Consider the following 22,727-nt stretch of genomic DNA (forward strand, 5'->3'; position numbering starts at 1 on the left):
TCGTCATCCTAATTATCACTCAGTGACCGTTAGCATTCGTTTACATTGTAAGTTATTAAACATGCAATTCATAGCTAGGAATTATATGACATTAGATGTTATATTGTCACTAGATTATAAAATTGATGTCACTATTTTGACGTCACAAACAGAAAATGAGTTTAGGGATTTATATGGACATGACAGTATTGAATGCGAGCGGTGCATTAGCATTAGGTCAACGCATTGTTATTTCGATAGATGGCACAATCAAGGTCCTAGAAGACGGCCAGCCATTACAAGCTGGGGATGTCGTTTTAGAATCCCAAAATGCAAATTCTGAATCTCAGATTTCAGTTAAGCGCTTTACGCCACAAGGAAAAGATGGCGATGAAGTGGAACTTGACCAAGACATTGAAAATATTTTTGCCGCTTTAGAAGAAGGGCAAGATCCTACAGAGTTAGGCGAAGAGTTCGCAACTGCTGCTGGTGTACGTGGATCGAGCCTAGTGAGCAGTGGAACCATTGAGCGTGATGGTGACGAAACCATCCCAGTTACCGAATTTGTAACAACTGGTTTCGAAGGCTTGGGTTTGTCTCGAACTCAAAGCTTGAGTTTGCTTGATCTGTTCCGATCAGTTGAAGTTGAGCCAACCGTAAGTATTGAAGACAGCCAAATTATTAATGAAGGCTCAACAGCAATTTTCGAAGTAAGTCTAAGTAAAGCTGCGTCAGGCGATGTAAGCGTTACGCTTGAGACGTTATACGGAACGGCAACAGCGGACGACATTACAAGCGTTGTTGTGAAAGATGCCGCGGGTAACGTAGTGACACCTAACGCTGACGGCTCTTACACCGTCAAAGCGGGTGAAACTAAGTTAGTCGTTGAAGTCGAGACCAAAGACGACGGCACGTACGAAGGTGATGAGAAGCTGAGCCTGAAAGTGACCGGTGCCACGGGCGTGACAGGCTCAGGTACTGGCGAGTTGACCATCAAAGATGACGGCACTGGCCCTGTTGACCCAACCGATCCTACTCCCCCAGTGAATCCAGATGATCGCCCAACGGTGAGCATCGAAGACAGCAAAGTGATTAACGAAGGCTCGACAGCGAGCTTTGATGTGAGCTTAAGCAAAGCCGCGTCAGTCGACGTGAGCGTAACGCTAGAAACCCTTTATGGTACCGCAACAGCGGATGATATCACCAGCATTGTGGTGAAAGATGCGTCGGGTAACGTAGTAACACCTAACGCGGACGGCTCTTACACCGTAAAGGCGGGTGAAACTAAGTTAGTCGTTGAAGTCGAGACCAAAGACGACGGCACGTACGAAGGTGATGAGAAACTGAGCCTGAAAGTGACCGGCGCAACCGGCGTAACAGGCACAGGTACTGGCGAGCTAACCATTAAAGATGATGGTACAGGCCCTGTTGACCCAACCGATCCTACTCCGCCAGTGAATCCAGATGATCGCCCATCGGTGAGCATCGAAGACAGTAAAATGATTAACGAAGGCTCAACAGCGAGCTTTGATGTGAGCTTAAGCAAAGCCGCATCTGTCGACGTGAGCGTAACGCTAGAAACCCTTTACGGCACTGCAACAGCGGATGATATCACCAGCATTGTGGTAAAAGATGCCGCAGGTAACGTAGTAACACCTAACGCTGATGGCTCTTACACCATAAAAGCGGGTGAAACTAAGTTAGTCGTTGAAGTCGAGACCAAAGACGACGGTACGTACGAAGGCGATGAGAAGCTGAGCCTGAAAGTGACCGGCGCAACAGGCGTGACAGGCTCAGGTACGGGCGAGCTAACCATAAAAGATGATGGTACCGGCCCTGTTGACCCAACCGATCCTACTCCGCCAGTGAATCCAGATGATCGCCCATCGGTGAGCATCGAAGACAGTAAAGTGATTAACGAAGGCTCGACAGCGATCTTTGATGTGAGCTTAAGCAAAGCCGCATCTGTCGACGTGAGCGTAACGCTAGAAACCCTGTACGGCACCGCAACCGCGGACGACATTTCCAGCATCGTGGTGAAAGATGCCGCAGGTAACGTAGTGACAAAGAACGCTGACGGCTCTTACACCGTCAAAGCGGGTGAAACTAAGTTAGTCGTTGAAGTCGAGACCAAAGACGACGGCACATACGAAGGCGATGAGAAGCTGAGCCTTAAAGTGACGGGAGCCACCGGCGTGACAGGCTCAGGTGCGGGCGAGTTGACCATCAAAGATGACGGCACCGGCCCTGTTGACCCAACCGATCCTATTCCGCCAGTGAATCCAGATGACCGCCCATCGGTGAGCATCTCCGGTGGCGGTGATGTGAACGAAGGCAGCACCGCGAACTTCACTGTGAGCTTGAGCGCGGCAGCGAACACAGACGTGACCGTGCAATTGACGTTAGACCACGACGAAGTGGAAGTGGCGGACATCAAATCGTACGAGTACGAAACCGCACCAGGCGTGTGGACCGTGGTGCCAGCGAACGGCATCTTGACCATTGCCGCGGGCGTGAAAGATGTGAACGTTCGCGTAGTCACTGAAAATGATGACGTCTACGAAGGTAGCGAAAGCTTCAACGTCAGCGTGGCGGGGGCAACCGGCACCATCACGGATCCAGATAGCGCGAAACAAAGTGCGACGGCGACCATCAAAGACGATGGCACCGGTACAGTAGATCCAGATCCGGTAGACCCAACCAAGCCGGTGACGCCAGATAACGATAAACCTAAATTGAGCATAGATAGCCCTAATTCTGTAGATGAAGGAGATATCGCTACGTTTGATGTTTCTATAGATAGCACTACAGAAATTCCTATGACGTATAACATAGAGGCATTGGTTGGAAGCAGATATACCGCAAGTCAAAATGACATTTCAATTGATAGTATTACTTACCAAATGACTAAAAACGGTATTACTACAACAGAAGTCGCGAAGTTCGAAAATGGGAAAGTAACAATACCTGCAGGTGTGACGACGTTTAAAGTTAATGTGCAGGCTAAGCAAGATCAAATTGATGAGTTAAACGAAAACTTTGGTATTAAGATAACCAATGTTGGAGGGAACACTAGTAATTCTTCGGTAACAGGACAAACAGTTATCCATGGCGATAATTTAGCTGATAGAGGTTCTGTGACAGAAGATTTAGATACCGATCCTACGACAGCGAAGATTGATCTTGTTGCAACCGGTAGCTTGAATGCTAGTAATTCAAATGGTGGATTTAATAGTAACCCCACACTAAAAAGTACAACAGGTACTGATGAGAATGGAAGCCCGCTAGATTCACTTGGTTCTTTCACTATCGATGCTAATGGCAATTGGAAGTACATTGCTAATAATGACAACCCGTTAATTCAAGGTTTAACTAGTGGCGAAAAAATAGTCGAAACATATGAGGTTAAAACTGCCGATGGTAAAGATAACCACATAATTACAATTACAATTAATGGGACTAATGATGGCCCCATAGCTACTGATGATGTAGAAACAACGGCGGAAGATACATCAGTGACAATCGATGTATTGAAAAATGATACCGATGTAGATAATGACAGTTTAACTATTACTAAGGCAACTGTGCAAGCGTCAGAAGGTAACGTTACGATCATCAATGACCAGCTCGTGTTTACGCCTGCAGAGAACTTCACCGGAACTGCGACGATTAGTTACGAAATAAGTGACGGAAGTGGTGGTTCAGATACAGCGAATGTTGTCGTGACAGTAACCCCTGTGAACGACGACTTTACCGATGCGAACGAAACTCACACAACGAATGAAGATGTTGTGTTGAGTGATACGGTGTTAAGCGGCACCAGCAGTGTGGACGGCGACGTGACGGTGAAAACGTTCACGTTGAGCTTGGATGGCAGCAGCACACAGACCACCTTCAATGCCGGTCAAACGGCGACGATTGCGGGCGTGGGTACACTGACGATGAACGCGGACGGCGGTTATGTGTTCACGCCAGTGGCGAACTACAACGGTGACGTGCCAGTGGTGACGTACGTGGTGACGGATGGCTCGTCGGACGATACGTCGACGTTGACGATCGACATCAATGCCGTGAACGACGACTTTACCGATGCGAACGAAACTCACACAACGAATGAAGATGTTGTGTTGAGTGATACGGTGTTAAGCGGCACCAGCAGTGTGGACGGCGACGTGACGGTGAAAACGTTCACGTTGAGCTTGGATGGCAGCAGCACACAGACCACCTTTAATGCCGGTCAAACGGCGACGATTGCGGGCGTGGGTACACTGACGATGAACGCGGACGGCGGTTATGTGTTCACGCCAGTGGCGAACTACAACGGTGACGTACCAGTGGTGACGTACGTGGTGACGGATGGCTCGTCGGACGATACGTCGACGTTGACGATCGACATCAATGCCGTGAACGACGACTTTACCGATGCGAACGAAACTCACACAACGAATGAAGATGTTGTGTTGAGTGATACGGTGTTAAGCGGCACCAGCAGTGTGGACGGCGACGTGACGGTGAAAACGTTCACGTTGAGCTTGGATGGCAGCAGCACACAGACCACCTTCAATGCCGGTCAAACGGCGACGATTGCGGGCGTGGGTACACTGACGATGAACGCGGACGGCGGTTATGTGTTCACGCCAGTGGCGAACTACAACGGTGACGTGCCAGTGGTGACGTACGTGGTGACGGATGGCTCGTCGGACGATACGTCGACGTTGACGATCGACATCAATGCCGTGAACGACGACTTTACCGATGCGAACGAAACTCACACAACGAATGAAGATGTTGTGTTGAGTGATACGGTGTTAAGCGGCACCAGCAGTGTGGACGGCGACGTGACGGTGAAAACGTTCACGTTGAGCTTGGATGGCAGCAGCACACAGACCACCTTTAATGCCGGTCAAACGGCGACGATTGCGGGCGTGGGTACACTGACGATGAACGCGGACGGCGGTTATGTGTTCACGCCAGTGGCGAACTACAACGGTGACGTACCAGTGGTGACGTACGTGGTGACGGATGGCTCGTCGGACGATACGTCGACGTTGACGATCGACATCAATGCCGTGAACGACGACTTTACCGATGCGAACGAAACTCACACAACGAATGAAGATGTTGTGTTGAGTGATACGGTGTTAAGCGGCACCAGCAGTGTGGACGGCGACGTGACGGTGAAAACGTTCACGTTGAGCTTGGATGGCAGCAGCACACAGACCACCTTCAATGCCGGTCAAACGGCGACGATTGCGGGCGTGGGTACACTGACGATGAACGCGGACGGCGGTTATGTGTTCACGCCAGTGGCGAACTACAACGGTGACGTGCCAGTGGTGACGTACGTGGTGACGGATGGCTCGTCGGACGATACGTCGACGTTGACGATCGACATCAATGCCGTGAACGACGACTTTACCGATGCGAACGAAACTCACACAACGAATGAAGATGTTGTGTTGAGTGATACGGTGTTAAGCGGCACCAGCAGTGTGGACGGCGACGTGACGGTGAAAACGTTCACGTTGAGCTTGGATGGCAGCAGCACACAGACCACCTTCAATGCCGGTCAAACGGCGACGATTGCGGGCGTGGGTACACTGACGATGAACGCGGACGGCGGTTATGTGTTCACGCCAGTGGCGAACTACAACGGTGACGTACCAGTGGTGACGTACGTGGTGACGGATGGCTCGTCGGACGATACGTCGACGTTGACGATCGACATCAATGCCGTGAACGACGACTTTACCGATGCGAACGAAACTCACACAACGAATGAAGATGTTGTGTTGAGTGATACGGTGTTAAGCGGCACCAGCAGTGTGGACGGCGACGTGACGGTGAAAACGTTCACGTTGAGCTTGGATGGCAGCAGCACACAGACCACCTTTAATGCCGGTCAAACGGCGACGATTGCGGGCGTGGGTACACTGACGATGAACGCGGACGGCGGTTATGTGTTCACGCCAGTGGCGAACTACAACGGTGACGTACCAGTGGTGACGTACGTGGTGACGGATGGCTCGTCGGACGATACGTCGACGTTGACGATCGACATCAATGCCGTGAACGACGACTTTACCGATGCGAACGAAACTCACACAACGAATGAAGATGTTGTGTTGAGTGATACGGTGTTAAGCGGCACCAGCAGTGTGGACGGCGACGTGACGGTGAAAACGTTCACGTTGAGCTTGGATGGCAGCAGCACACAGACCACCTTCAATGCCGGTCAAACGGCGACGATTGCGGGCGTGGGTACACTGACGATGAACGCGGACGGCGGTTATGTGTTCACGCCAGTGGCGAACTACAACGGTGACGTGCCAGTGGTGACGTACGTGGTGACGGATGGCTCGTCGGACGATACGTCGACGTTGACGATCGACATCAATGCCGTGAACGACGACTTTACCGATGCGAACGAAACTCACACAACGAATGAAGATGTTGTGTTGAGTGATACGGTGTTAAGCGGCACCAGCAGTGTGGACGGCGACGTGACGGTGAAAACGTTCACGTTGAGCTTGGATGGCAGCAGCACACAGACCACCTTCAATGCCGGTCAAACGGCGACGATTGCGGGCGTGGGTACACTGACGATGAACGCGGACGGCGGTTATGTGTTCACGCCAGTGGCGAACTACAACGGTGACGTGCCAGTGGTGACGTACGTGGTGACGGATGGCTCGTCGGACGATACGTCGACGTTGACGATCGACATCAATGCCGTGAACGACGACTTTACCGATGCGAACGAAACTCACACAACGAATGAAGATGTTGTGTTGAGTGATACGGTGTTAAGCGGCACCAGCAGTGTGGACGGCGACGTGACGGTGAAAACGTTCACGTTGAGCTTGGATGGCAGCAGCACACAGACCACCTTCAATGCCGGTCAAACGGCGACGATTGCGGGCGTGGGTACACTGACGATGAACGCGGACGGCGGTTATGTGTTCACGCCAGTGGCGAACTACAACGGTGACGTGCCAGTGGTGACGTACGTGGTGACGGATGGCTCGTCGGACGATACGTCGACGTTGACGATCGACATCAATGCCGTGAACGACGACTTTACCGATGCGAACGAAACTCACACAACGAATGAAGATGTTGTGTTGAGTGATACGGTGTTAAGCGGCACCAGCAGTGTGGACGGCGACGTGACGGTGAAAACGTTCACGTTGAGCTTGGATGGCAGCAGCACACAGACCACCTTCAATGCCGGTCAAACGGCGACGATTGCGGGCGTGGGTACACTGACGATGAACGCGGACGGCGGTTATGTGTTCACGCCAGTGGCGAACTACAACGGTGACGTGCCAGTGGTGACGTACGTGGTGACGGATGGCTCGTCGGACGATACGTCGACGTTGACGATCGACATCAATGCCGTGAACGACGACTTTACCGATGCGAACGAAACTCACACAACGAATGAAGATGTTGTGTTGAGTGATACGGTGTTAAGCGGCACCAGCAGTGTGGACGGCGACGTGACGGTGAAAACGTTCACGTTGAGCTTGGATGGCAGCAGCACACAGACCACCTTCAATGCCGGTCAAACGGCGACGATTGCGGGCGTGGGTACACTGACGATGAACGCGGACGGCGGTTATGTGTTCACGCCAGTGGCGAACTACAACGGTGACGTGCCAGTGGTGACGTACGTGGTGACGGATGGCTCGTCGGACGATACGTCGACGTTGACGATCGACATCAATGCCGTGAACGACGACTTTACCGATGCGAACGAAACTCACACAACGAATGAAGATGTTGTGTTGAGTGATACGGTGTTAAGCGGCACCAGCAGTGTGGACGGCGACGTGACGGTGAAAACGTTCACGTTGAGCTTGGATGGCAGCAGCACACAGACCACCTTCAATGCCGGTCAAACGGCGACGATTGCGGGCGTGGGTACACTGACGATGAACGCGGACGGCGGTTATGTGTTCACGCCAGTGGCGAACTACAACGGTGACGTGCCAGTGGTGACGTACGTGGTGACGGATGGCTCGTCGGACGATACGTCGACGTTGACGATCGACATCAATGCCGTGAACGACGACTTTACCGATGCGAACGAAACTCACACAACGAATGAAGATGTTGTGTTGAGTGATACGGTGTTAAGCGGCACCAGCAGTGTGGACGGCGACGTGACGGTGAAAACGTTCACGTTGAGCTTGGATGGCAGCAGCACACAGACCACCTTCAATGCCGGTCAAACGGCGACGATTGCGGGCGTGGGTACACTGACGATGAACGCGGACGGCGGTTATGTGTTCACGCCAGTGGCGAACTACAACGGTGACGTGCCAGTGGTGACGTACGTGGTGACGGATGGCTCGTCGGACGATACGTCGACGTTGACGATCGACATCAATGCCGTGAACGACGACTTTACCGATGCGAACGAAACTCACACAACGAATGAAGATGTTGTGTTGAGTGATACGGTGTTAAGCGGCACCAGCAGTGTGGACGGCGACGTGACGGTGAAAACGTTCACGTTGAGCTTGGATGGCAGCAGCACACAGACCACCTTCAATGCCGGTCAAACGGCGACGATTGCGGGCGTGGGTACACTGACGATGAACGCGGACGGCGGTTATGTGTTCACGCCAGTGGCGAACTACAACGGTGACGTGCCAGTGGTGACGTACGTGGTGACGGATGGCTCGTCGGACGATACGTCGACGTTGACGATCGACATCAATGCCGTGAACGACGACTTTACCGATGCGAACGAAACTCACACAACGAATGAAGATGTTGTGTTGAGTGATACGGTGTTAAGCGGCACCAGCAGTGTGGACGGCGACGTGACGGTGAAAACGTTCACGTTGAGCTTGGATGGCAGCAGCACACAGACCACCTTCAATGCCGGTCAAACGGCGACGATTGCGGGCGTGGGTACACTGACGATGAACGCGGACGGCGGTTATGTGTTCACGCCAGTGGCGAACTACAACGGTGACGTGCCAGTGGTGACGTACGTGGTGACGGATGGCTCGTCGGACGATACGTCGACGTTGACGATCGACATCAATGCCGTGAACGACGACTTTACCGATGCGAACGAAACTCACACAACGAATGAAGATGTTGTGTTGAGTGATACGGTGTTAAGCGGCACCAGCAGTGTGGACGGCGACGTGACGGTGAAAACGTTCACGTTGAGCTTGGATGGCAGCAGCACACAGACCACCTTCAATGCCGGTCAAACGGCGACGATTGCGGGCGTGGGTACACTGACGATGAACGCGGACGGCGGTTATGTGTTCACGCCAGTGGCGAACTACAACGGTGACGTGCCAGTGGTGACGTACGTGGTGACGGATGGCTCGTCGGACGATACGTCGACGTTGACGATCGACATCAATGCCGTGAACGACGACTTTACCGATGCGAACGAAACTCACACAACGAATGAAGATGTTGTGTTGAGTGATACGGTGTTAAGCGGCACCAGCAGTGTGGACGGCGACGTGACGGTGAAAACGTTCACGTTGAGCTTGGATGGCAGCAGCACACAGACCACCTTCAATGCCGGTCAAACGGCGACGATTGCGGGCGTGGGTACACTGACGATGAACGCGGACGGCGGTTATGTGTTCACGCCAGTGGCGAACTACAACGGTGACGTGCCAGTGGTGACGTACGTGGTGACGGATGGCTCGTCGGACGATACGTCGACGTTGACGATCGACATCAATGCCGTGAACGACGACTTTACCGATGCGAACGAAACTCACACAACGAATGAAGATGTTGTGTTGAGTGATACGGTGTTAAGCGGCACCAGCAGTGTGGACGGCGACGTGACGGTGAAAACGTTCACGTTGAGCTTGGATGGCAGCAGCACACAGACCACCTTCAATGCCGGTCAAACGGCGACGATTGCGGGCGTGGGTACACTGACGATGAACGCGGACGGCGGTTATGTGTTCACGCCAGTGGCGAACTACAACGGTGACGTGCCAGTGGTGACGTACGTGGTGACGGATGGCTCGTCGGACGATACGTCGACGTTGACGATCGACATCAATGCCGTGAACGACGACTTTACCGATGCGAACGAAACTCACACAACGAATGAAGATGTTGTGTTGAGTGATACGGTGTTAAGCGGCACCAGCAGTGTGGACGGCGACGTGACGGTGAAAACGTTCACGTTGAGCTTGGATGGCAGCAGCACACAGACCACCTTCAATGCCGGTCAAACGGCGACGATTGCGGGCGTGGGTACACTGACGATGAACGCGGACGGCGGTTATGTGTTCACGCCAGTGGCGAACTACAACGGTGACGTGCCAGTGGTGACGTACGTGGTGACGGATGGCTCGTCGGACGATACGTCGACGTTGACGATCGACATCAATGCCGTGAACGACGACTTTACCGATGCGAACGAAACTCACACAACGAATGAAGATGTTGTGTTGAGTGATACGGTGTTAAGCGGCACCAGCAGTGTGGACGGCGACGTGACGGTGAAAACGTTCACGTTGAGCTTGGATGGCAGCAGCACACAGACCACCTTCAATGCCGGTCAAACGGCGACGATTGCGGGCGTGGGTACACTGACGATGAACGCGGACGGCGGTTATGTGTTCACGCCAGTGGCGAACTACAACGGTGACGTGCCAGTGGTGACGTACGTGGTGACGGATGGCTCGTCGGACGATACGTCGACGTTGACGATCGACATCAATGCCGTGAACGACGACTTTACCGATGCGAACGAAACTCACACAACGAATGAAGATGTTGTGTTGAGTGATACGGTGTTAAGCGGCACCAGCAGTGTGGACGGCGACGTGACGGTGAAAACGTTCACGTTGAGCTTGGATGGCAGCAGCACACAGACCACCTTCAATGCCGGTCAAACGGCGACGATTGCGGGCGTGGGTACACTGACGATGAACGCGGACGGCGGTTATGTGTTCACGCCAGTGGCGAACTACAACGGTGACGTGCCAGTGGTGACGTACGTGGTGACGGATGGCTCGTCGGACGATACGTCGACGTTGACGATCGACATCAATGCCGTGAACGACGACTTTACCGATGCGAACGAAACTCACACAACGAATGAAGATGTTGTGTTGAGTGATACGGTGTTAAGCGGCACCAGCAGTGTGGACGGCGACGTGACGGTGAAAACGTTCACGTTGAGCTTGGATGGCAGCAGCACACAGACCACCTTCAATGCCGGTCAAACGGCGACGATTGCGGGCGTGGGTACACTGACGATGAACGCGGACGGCGGTTATGTGTTCACGCCAGTGGCGAACTACAACGGTGACGTGCCAGTGGTGACGTACGTGGTGACGGATGGCTCGTCGGACGATACGTCGACGTTGACGATCGACATCAATGCCGTGAACGACGACTTTACCGATGCGAACGAAACTCACACAACGAATGAAGATGTTGTGTTGAGTGATACGGTGTTAAGCGGCACCAGCAGTGTGGACGGCGACGTGACGGTGAAAACGTTCACGTTGAGCTTGGATGGCAGCAGCACACAGACCACCTTTAATGCCGGTCAAACGGCGACGATTGCGGGCGTGGGTACACTGACGATGAACGCGGACGGCGGTTATGTGTTCACGCCAGTGGCGAACTACAACGGTGACGTACCAGTGGTGACGTACGTGGTGACGGATGGCTCGTCGGACGATACGTCGACGTTGACGATCGACATCAATGCCGTGAACGACGACTTTACCGATGCGAACGAAACTCACACAACGAATGAAGATGTTGTGTTGAGTGATACGGTGTTAAGCGGCACCAGCAGTGTGGACGGCGACGTGACGGTGAAAACGTTCACGTTGAGCTTGGATGGCAGCAGCACACAGACCACCTTTAATGCCGGTCAAACGGCGACGATTGCGGGCGTGGGTACACTGACGATGAACGCGGACGGCGGTTATGTGTTCACGCCAGTGGCGAACTACAACGGTGACGTACCAGTGGTGACGTACGTGGTGACGGATGGCTCGTCGGACGATACGTCGACGTTGACGATCGACATCAATGCCGTGAACGACGACTTTACCGATGCGAACGAAACTCACACAACGAATGAAGATGTTGTGTTGAGTGATACGGTGTTAAGCGGCACCAGCAGTGTGGACGGCGACGTGACGGTGAAAACGTTCACGTTGAGCTTGGATGGCAGCAGCACACAGACCACCTTTAATGCCGGTCAAACGGCGACGATTGCGGGCGTGGGTACACTGACGATGAACGCGGACGGCGGTTATGTGTTCACGCCAGTGGCGAACTACAACGGTGACGTGCCAGTGGTGACGTACGTGGTGACGGATGGCTCGTCGGACGATACGTCGACGTTGACGATCGACATCAATGCCGTGAACGACGACTTTACCGATGCGAACGAAACTCACACAACGAATGAAGATGTTGTGTTGAGTGATACGGTGTTAAGCGGCACCAGCAGTGTGGACGGCGACGTGACGGTGAAAACGTTCACGTTGAGCTTGGATGGCAGCAGCACACAGACCACCTTTAATGCCGGTCAAACGGCGACGATTGCGGGCGTGGGTACACTGACGATGAACGCGGACGGCGGTTATGTGTTCACGCCAGTGGCGAACTACAACGGTGACGTACCAGTGGTGACGTACGTGGTGACGGATGGCTCGTCGGACGATACGTCGACGTTGACGATCGACATCAATGCCGTGAACGACGACTTTACCGATGCGAACGAAACTCACACAACGAATGAAGATGTTGTGTTGAGTGATACGGTGTTAAGCGGCACCAGCAGTGTGGACGGCGACGTGACGGTGAAAACGTTCACGTTGAGCTTGGATGGCAGCAGCACACAGACCACCTTCAATGCCGGTCAAACGGCGACGATTGCGGGCGTGGGTACACTGACGATGAACGCGGACGGCGGTTATGTGTTCACGCCAGTGGCGAACTACAACGGTGACGTGCCAGTGGTGACGTACGTGGTGACGGATGGCTCGTCGGACGATACGTCGACGTTGACGATCGACATCAATGCCGTGAACGACGACTTTACCGATGCGAACGAAACTCACACAACGAATGAAGATGTTGTGTTGAGTGATACGGTGTTAAGCGGCACCAGCAGTGTGGACGGCGACGTGACGGTGAAAACGTTCACGTTGAGCTTGGATGGCAGCAGCACACAGACCACCTTCAATGCCGGTCAAACGGCGACGATTGCGGGCGTGGGTACACTGACGATGAACGCGGACGGCGGTTATGTGTTCACGCCAGTGGCGAACTACAACGGTGACGTGCCAGTGGTGACGTACGTGGTGACGGATGGCTCGTCGGACGATACGTCGACGTTGACGATCGACATCAATGCCGTGAACGACGACTTTACCGATGCGAACGAAACTCACACAACGAATGAAGATGTTGTGTTGAGTGATACGGTGTTAAGCGGCACCAGCAGTGTGGACGGCGACGTGACGGTGAAAACGTTCACGTTGAGCTTGGATGGCAGCAGCACACAGACCACCTTCAATGCCGGTCAAACGGCGACGATTGCGGGCGTGGGTACACTGACGATGAACGCGGACGGCGGTTATGTGTTCACGCCAGTGGCGAACTACAACGGTGACGTGCCAGTGGTGACGTACGTGGTGACGGATGGCTCGTCGGACGATACGTCGACGTTGACGATCGACATCAATGCCGTGAACGACGACTTTACCGATGCGAACGAAACTCACACAACGAATGAAGATGTTGTGTTGAGTGATACGGTGTTAAGCGGCACCAGCAGTGTGGACGGCGACGTGACGGTGAAAACGTTCACGTTGAGCTTGGATGGCAGCAGCACACAGACCACCTTCAATGCCGGTCAAACGGCGACGATTGCGGGCGTGGGTACACTGACGATGAACGCGGACGGCGGTTATGTGTTCACGCCAGTGGCGAACTACAACGGTGACGTGCCAGTGGTGACGTACGTGGTGACGGATGGCTCGTCGGACGATACGTCGACGTTGACGATCGACATCAATGCCGTGAACGACGACTTTACCGATGCGAACGAAACTCACACAACGAATGAAGATGTTGTGTTGAGTGATACGGTGTTAAGCGGCACCAGCAGTGTGGACGGCGACGTGACGGTGAAAACGTTCACGTTGAGCTTGGATGGCAGCAGCACACAGACCACCTTCAATGCCGGTCAAACGGCGACGATTGCGGGCGTGGGTACACTGACGATGAACGCGGACGGCGGTTATGTGTTCACGCCAGTGGCGAACTACAACGGTGACGTGCCAGTGGTGACGTACGTGGTGACGGATGGCTCGTCGGACGATACGTCGACGTTGACGATCGACATCAATGCCGTGAACGACGACTTTACCGATGCGAACGAAACTCACACAACGAATGAAGATGTTGTGTTGAGTGATACGGTGTTAAGCGGCACCAGCAGTGTGGACGGCGACGTGACGGTGAAAACGTTCACGTTGAGCTTGGATGGCAGCAGCACACAGACCACCTTCAATGCCGGTCAAACGGCGACGATTGCGGGCGTGGGTACACTGACGATGAACGCGGACGGCGGTTATGTGTTCACGCCAGTGGCGAACTACAACGGTGACGTGCCAGTGGTGACGTACGTGGTGACGGATGGCTCGTCGGACGATACGTCGACGTTGACGATCGACATCAATGCCGTGAACGACGACTTTACCGATGCGAACGAAACTCACACAACGAATGAAGATGTTGTGTTGAGTGATACGGTGTTAAGCGGCACCAGCAGTGTGGACGGCGACGTGACGGTGAAAACGTTCACGTTGAGCTTGGATGGCAGCAGCACACAGACCACCTTCAATGCCGGTCAAACGGCGACGATTGCGGGCGTGGGTACACTGACGATGAACGCGGACGGCGGTTATGTGTTCACGCCAGTGGCGAACTACAACGGTGACGTGCCAGTGGTGACGTACGTGGTGACGGATGGCTCGTCGGACGATACGTCGACGTTGACGATCGACATCAATGCCGTGAACGACGACTTTACCGATGCGAACGAAACTCACACAACGAATGAAGATGTTGTGTTGAGTGATACGGTGTTAAGCGGCACCAGCAGTGTGGACGGCGACGTGACGGTGAAAACGTTCACGTTGAGCTTGGATGGCAGCAGCACACAGACCACCTTCAATGCCGGTCAAACGGCGACGATTGCGGGCGTGGGTACACTGACGATGAACGCGGACGGCGGTTATGTGTTCACGCCAGTGGCGAACTACAACGGTGACGTGCCAGTGGTGACGTACGTGGTGACGGATGGCTCGTCGGACGATACGTCGACGTTGACGATCGACATCAATGCCGTGAACGACGACTTTACCGATGCGAACGAAACTCACACAACGAATGAAGATGTTGTGTTGAGTGATACGGTGTTAAGCGGCACCAGCAGTGTGGACGGCGACGTGACGGTGAAAACGTTCACGTTGAGCTTGGATGGCAGCAGCACACAGACCACCTTCAATGCCGGTCAAACGGCGACGATTGCGGGCGTGGGTACACTGACGATGAACGCGGACGGCGGTTATGTGTTCACGCCAGTGGCGAACTACAACGGTGACGTACCAGTGGTGACGTACGTGGTGACGGATGGCTCGTCGGACGATACGTCGACGTTGACGATCGACATCAATGCCGTGAACGACGACTTTACCGATGCGAACGAAACTCACACAACGAATGAAGATGTTGTGTTGAGTGATACGGTGTTAAGCGGCACCAGCAGTGTGGACGGCGACGTGACGGTGAAAACGTTCACGTTGAGCTTGGATGGCAGCAGCACACAGACCACCTTTAATGCCGGTCAAACGGCGACGATTGCGGGCGTGGGTACACTGACGATGAACGCGGACGGCGGTTATGTGTTCACGCCAGTGGCGAACTACAACGGTGACGTACCAGTGGTGACGTACGTGGTGACGGATGGCTCGTCGGACGATACGTCGACGTTGACGATCGACATCAATGCCGTGAACGACGACTTTACCGATGCGAACGAAACTCACACAACGAATGAAGATGTTGTGTTGAGTGATACGGTGTTAAGCGGCACCAGCAGTGTGGACGGCGACGTGACGGTGAAAACGTTCACGTTGAGCTTGGATGGCAGCAGCACACAGACCACCTTTAATGCCGGTCAAACGGCGACGATTGCGGGCGTGGGTACACTGACGATGAACGCGGACGGCGGTTATGTGTTCACGCCAGTGGCGAACTACAACGGTGACGTGCCAGTGGTGACGTACGTGGTGACGGATGGCTCGTCGGACGATACGTCGACGTTGACGATCGACATCAATGCCGTGAACGACGACTTTACCGATGCGAACGAAACTCACACAACGAATGAAGATGTTGTGTTGAGTGATACGGTGTTAAGCGGCACCAGCAGTGTGGACGGCGACGTGACGGTGAAAACGTTCACGTTGAGCTTGGATGGCAGCAGCACACAGACCACCTTTAATGCCGGTCAAACGGCGACGATTGCGGGCGTGGGTACACTGACGATGAACGCGGACGGCGGTTATGTGTTCACGCCAGTGGCGAACTACAACGGTGACGTGCCAGTGGTGACGTACGTGGTGACGGATGGCTCGTCGGACGATACGTCGACGTTGACGATCGACATCAATGCCGTGAACGACGACTTTACCGATGCGAACGAAACTCACACAACGAATGAAGATGTTGTGTTGAGTGATACGGTGTTAAGCGGCACCAGCAGTGTGGACGGCGACGTGACGGTGAAAACGTTCACGTTGAGCTTGGATGGCAGCAGCACACAGACCACCTTCAATGCCGGTCAAACGGCGACGATTGCGGGCGTGGGTACACTGACGATGAACGCGGACGGCGGTTATGTGTTCACGCCAGTGGCGAACTACAACGGTGACGTGCCAGTGGTGACGTACGTGGTGACGGATGGCTCGTCGGACGATACGTCGACGTTGACGATCGACATCAATGCCGTGAACGACGACTTTACCGATGCGAACGAAACTCACACAACGAATGAAGATGTTGTGTTGAGTGATACGGTGTTAAGCGGCACCAGCAGTGTGGACGGCGACGTGACGGTGAAAACGTTCACGTTGAGCTTGGATGGCAGCAGCACACAGACCACCTTCAATGCCGGTCAAACGGCGACGATTGCGGGCGTGGGTACACTGACGATGAACGCGGACGGCGGTTATGTGTTCACGCCAGTGGCGAACTACAACGGTGACGTGCCAGTGGTGACGTACGTGGTGACGGATGGCTCGTCGGACGATACGTCGACGTTGACGATCGACATCACAGCGATCAACGATGGCCCTATTGCTACCTCAGAAACTTATTCCGTAATTGAAGGTGGATCTGTTTCTGGTAATTTGGTAACTGATGATACAGGTAATGGCGTAGATAGTGATTTTGAAGGTGACACCTTAACTGTTACTCAAATTAATGGGCAAAATTTAGTCTTTGATTTGAACGGAAAAGCTCATGTTGTCGTTGGTAACGGCGTTTTGACTGTGGATGCCGCTGGTAACTTTAGTTATGCGCAAAATGGTAAAGATCCACTAACAACGCCACCGACATTTACTTATACAGTCACAGATGGAACAGACACAGCAACAGCGACAGTTACGATTAATGAAACAGAGTTTGTTGATAAAATAACAGTCCACGATGCTGTAGCTGTGAACGAGGGTGAAGTAGCTGAGTTTAAGGTGACGTTGAACCAAGCTTCCTCTGAAAATCAGTATGTTAAATTCAAAGCTTTCACTAAGTTTTTGGAAGGTAACCCACAAAAAGATATTTATGATGCCGAGTCGGATGACATCGACCCAAACAGCTTAACTTACGAGTACAAAGATGCTAGCGGTACATTCCAAGTTGCTAATGTCGTTAACGGTTATGTAGAAATTCCAGCAGGAAGAACTGAGCTTCGTGTAACGGTTCAAACCGTGCAAGACGATAAATTTGAATGGACTGAACGTTTTGGACTACACATTGTAGATACAAAATCTCAGGTCGGCGGAACGTCAAGTATTGATGAAGCTAATTCTGATCTGAAAGGTCAGGGTACAATCAAGTTAGATCATACAGATAACCCTACACTTACATTGACGAATGCTAATGCTGTTGATGAAGGAAGTACGGCCATATTTGATGGGCAACTATCGAAGGTGTCTGAAGCGTCGATTGAGATGAAAGTCGAGTTCGAATTTTCTAATGGCGTTGGTAAAGCAAACCTTGAGGATTTAGCCGCAGACAGTAGTAAGCCGTTTTCTGGGGTTACAGTCACTTATGTTTCTGGCGGAGTGATTAAGACTATTCCGGTAAATGAAGTGGATGGTACATTCACGCTTCCTGCGAAAGTTACGGATTTCAAAGTTAATGTAGATACAATAAATGACAACCGTTTCGAAACATCTGAAGACTTTGGGATTAAGTTGAGTGAGATACCTTTCCAATCTTCAACAGATGCTAGTAAGGATGTAATCATTAATCACGGTCAGCACGGTGTTAGCGCGTCGGGTTCTATAAACGAAGACGCTGCTGATAAACCAACTGTAAATGTTGCCAATGCTCGTTCGGTAATTGAGGGTGGGACCTTAGAGTATAGCGTTTTACTTACTGGTTCTTCTGATGTAGACGTAACATACTCAATAAACCTCCCTAATAGTAGTGACGTTAAAAAATCAGACATTTCGTTTACTAATGGCGTCACATTGAGCGCCGATGGACAATCTATTGTCGTGCCTAAAGGCGTATATTACTTTAAAGTTATTGTTCCGACATTAGATGACGTTCTTGTAGAAACTACTGAAAGTTATACGATTACTATTGGTGGCGATACCGGTACAGGTTCAATACTAGATAATGAAGTTGCACCTGTTATCAGGAACCAATTTGTTAGCGTGTCTGAAGAAGGTTTGGCTGAAGGGATCGCAGATATTACCGGTATTCCTAGCGACTCTACGGATGGTCACTCTATACAAGGTAATCTTGTTATTACTGACGCTAATAACAACTTGTCTGACACTGTGTTTAGTGAAACAAGCTCAATCAACATTACAACATCGACCGGTCAGCCTTTGACATCAGAAGGGCATACTATTGATTGGGCGGTATCGCCTGATGGTCATGCACTTACTGGCACTGCTAACGGAAAGGTTGTTATCGAAGCGACTTTAAATAGTAGTGGACATTATACGGTACAACTTAAAGCTCCTATTGATCACCCTAACACCAGTGGGGAAGATAACTTATCGATTCATATTCCAGTGATTGCTAAGGATACTTCCGGGTTGTCTAGCTCTGGAGGTCAGATTACGGTTTCAATTGAAGACGACCAGCCAGATGCTAAATATCAAGAAATTGATACGACTATTCATACTCAAGGCACTAATGTTCAGCTTATTTTGGATGTTTCTCTCTCAATGGAAGGAGATCGTTTCGATGTTCTGAAAGCATCTGTATTGCAAATGCTTAGTCAATATGCAGGAGCATCAGATAATGTCCGTGTTCAGCTTATAACATTCAACTATAACGTTTCTCTAGTTGAGCATAATAACAAAGCATGGATGACTGTCGACGAAGTGAGGGGTTATATCAACGCACTACAGGCCAGCGGTGGTACAGCTTATGATGATGCGATACAGGGTGGTAAGAATTATTGGAATACGGACTCCAATTTACGTATACCTAACGCAAATAACGTCAGTTATTTCATCAGCGATGGCGCAACACATGACGATGATAAAATTGATAGATATGAAGAGGCTTCATGGAAGTGGCATTTAACTACTAACAATATTACCGCGCATGCAGTTGGAATTGATCTAAAAGGTAGCAAAAATCAGATAAACAAAGTTGCATATGATGGAACAGGTCCCAAAGATAAAAACGCAGAGTTTATTGATGATGAATCTCAGCTGAGTGATGCACTTATTCATTCAATCGTACAAAACGTAACAGGTTCAATCTCAGATAGCGGTTCTGGTTCTGGTTTTGGAGCAGATGGTGGTTACGTAAGTCAGATCAAATTTGGAACTGGTTCATTTAACTTTAATGGTTCGACTATCTCAACGTCGGGAACTATGCCTTCGAATATAAGCTACTCTAAGGATGAAGCAACGAACAAATTAACCATAACCGTCGATGGTAAGTTCGCATTCGTAATTGACCTTGACACCGGAGCGTATGAGTTTAGTGGTAAACCCCAAGATAAGCCTTCAACACTTAATTTTGATTACACACTGAAAGACGGTGATGGTGATACTAGTAGTAATAAGTTGGTGTTTAATGTTCCTGCTAGTAAATCCGGTTTAGATATTAGTGCGCCAGGTGATGCGGTCGATACTCTTAAGCTATACCATCATCAAAATGGTAATGCTAAGCTCCAATGGAGCTCTGTTGGAACGGATTCAACAACAGAGTATTTCACGAAATCAGAAGTGGCTAATGGATTTAAAGTAAATGTTGGCGCTGGAGGAGATCATGTACACCTTGGAAAGGGCGACGATATCATTTGGCTTGGTGACAGTCATTCAAAGCTGGATGAAGCGGGCGATATTGCATCTAAGCAGGCTAACGCTCAAGCAACATTAGAATCATTTACTAACGGTTCAGACAGTAGCTTGTTAGCATCAAACAGCAATGGTGAAGGCGCTGCCTTTAATAACTCTATGCCGAGTCAAAGTAACGCTTATTTAGATATTGCTCATAGTGGTGCTGGCGATGATTATGTATACGGTGAAAAAGGTATTGATGTCATTTTCGGTAGTGCTGGTAATGACTACCTAGATGGTGGACAAGGTAATGATGGCCTCCGAGGTGGTACTGGCAACGATACACTTAAAGGTGGATCTGGTGATGATATTCTTATCGGTGGTCTTGGTAACGATATATTAACTGGCGGCAGTGATGACGACATCTTTAAGTTTGTAGATCAGGATAAGGCTAGTTCTCAGAACGATATTAGAGATGGTGAAAGAGATATTATTACTGACTTTACAAAGGGGCAGGATAAGATTGATTTATCAGAACTACTTCACACAGGTGCGAATGATACTGTTGATAGTTTACTAAAAAACAATCAAATTGATGTTGTCGAGAGTAATGGTGATTTAACCGTTACGATCTCTGAGGCAGGGACTTCGGCTGGTGAGAATAGTCAACAAATTGTTCTTGAAGGTGCTGCTGGCCAGTACGCGGGGCTATCTGAGAGTGCAATCCTAAGTGACTTGCTGAAGATATACGACACAACAAGCAACTAAACAAAAAGGGCCGAAAGGCCCTTTTTTTATATCTCAATTTAGTAAAGTCATCACGATGAAGAAGACCTTACATTGAAGTTATAACATGCTGCAGTTACAAGACTTTACAGGCAAATCCTTTCAGGTAGAAACCTTCTGGGTACGCTGTATCCGTTAGGTGGTCAGCGGCTTGCTCGAAGCGCTCGACAAATTTAACAGTTCTGCCTGCATCTAGAGCTGCGTCAGCGATGATTTTTTGGAACAAATCAGTGCCCATCAAGCCAGAGCAAGAGTAGGTGAGTAGAGTGCCACCAGGATTTAGGATTTGCATTGCAAGCATGTTCACGTCTTTGTAGCCGTTTGCACCTGACGTTAGGTTGTTCTTACTTGAAACGAATTTTGGTGGATCCATGATCACGACGTCAAACTTAGTGCCTTGATCTCGGTATTCTCGAAGTAATTTGAATACGTCTGCATTTAGGAATACCGCATGTTTTTTCGAGATATCAAACTCGTTAAGTTCGGCGTTGAACTTAGCAGTATCAAGAGCTAATTGAGATACGTCAGCGTTAATCACACGCTTCGCTTCGCCTTTAAGTGCGTAAAGGCCAAAACCACCAGTGTATGAGAAACAGTTAAGCACATCTTTGCCTTTAACATACTTCATAGACTCCTTACGGCTATCACGTTGGTCCATGTAGAAGCCAGTTTTGTGGCCTTCCATAATGTTTACGCTGATTTTGACGCCGTTCTCTTCAATAACCACTGACTTAGGTGGCTCTTCACCGTGAAGTACGCCAACAACTTGTTCTAGGCCTTCTTTTTTACGGACCGCTACGTCAGAACGCTCGTAGATATTACAGTCTGGGAAGCATTCGATTAAAGCTTCAACCAATACGCTCTTATTGAATTCAGCGCCCGCACTTAGTAGTTGGCAAACTAAGAAGTCTTGATATTTGTCGATAGTGATACCTGGCAGTCCATCAGACTCTGCAGCGGTAAGACGGTAGCCAGTTAAACCATCACGCTCAATGATGTCTTCACGCAGTGATTGCGCGTCTTGAATTCGTTTTACGAAGAACGCTTTGTTAATTTCTTCTTTTTCAAATGTCCAAACACGAGCTCGAATTTGAGATTCTGGTGAGTAAGCCGCTTTTGCTAGCCATTGACCATTCTGAGCATATACGTCTACAGTTTCACCTTGTTGTGGTTCGCCTTCGACCTTATCGATACCGCGTGAAAATACCCAAGGGTGTTTACGGCGTAGTGATTTATCTCGGCCTTTAGCTAGATGAATTGAAGGAGTCATAATTTACTCTGTTTGTTGAATTTGAAGGAGGGGTATTGTCGGGGAAGTACAAGGGAAAAGCAAATAAGAAAGGGCTGCAAAAGCAGCCCTTGTATTGAACCATCATT

Annotated in this window: 2 protein-coding genes; one reads left to right on the plus strand and one right to left on the minus strand. The window is 51.0% G+C overall.

The features are described from left to right. Positions 1-173: 173 nt before the first annotated feature. Positions 174-21,332 (plus strand): tandem-95 repeat protein, encoded by a 21,159-nt coding sequence (locus tag OCV30_RS06990; RefSeq protein WP_261879039.1) that lies wholly within the window; start codon positions 174-176, stop codon positions 21,330-21,332. A gap of 94 nt (positions 21,333-21,426) precedes the next feature. Here the strand turns inward: OCV30_RS06990 and OCV30_RS06995 are convergent, their stop codons facing one another. Beyond that, on the minus strand, positions 21,427-22,620 hold the full coding sequence (locus tag OCV30_RS06995) for a class I SAM-dependent methyltransferase (RefSeq protein ID WP_065678341.1): 1,194 nt from the start codon (positions 22,618-22,620) through the stop codon (positions 21,427-21,429). Positions 22,621-22,727: the final 107 nt, after the last annotated feature.

The sequence above is a fragment of the Vibrio atlanticus genome (genome assembly GCF_024347315.1).
Lineage (GTDB): Bacteria > Pseudomonadota > Gammaproteobacteria > Enterobacterales > Vibrionaceae > Vibrio > Vibrio atlanticus.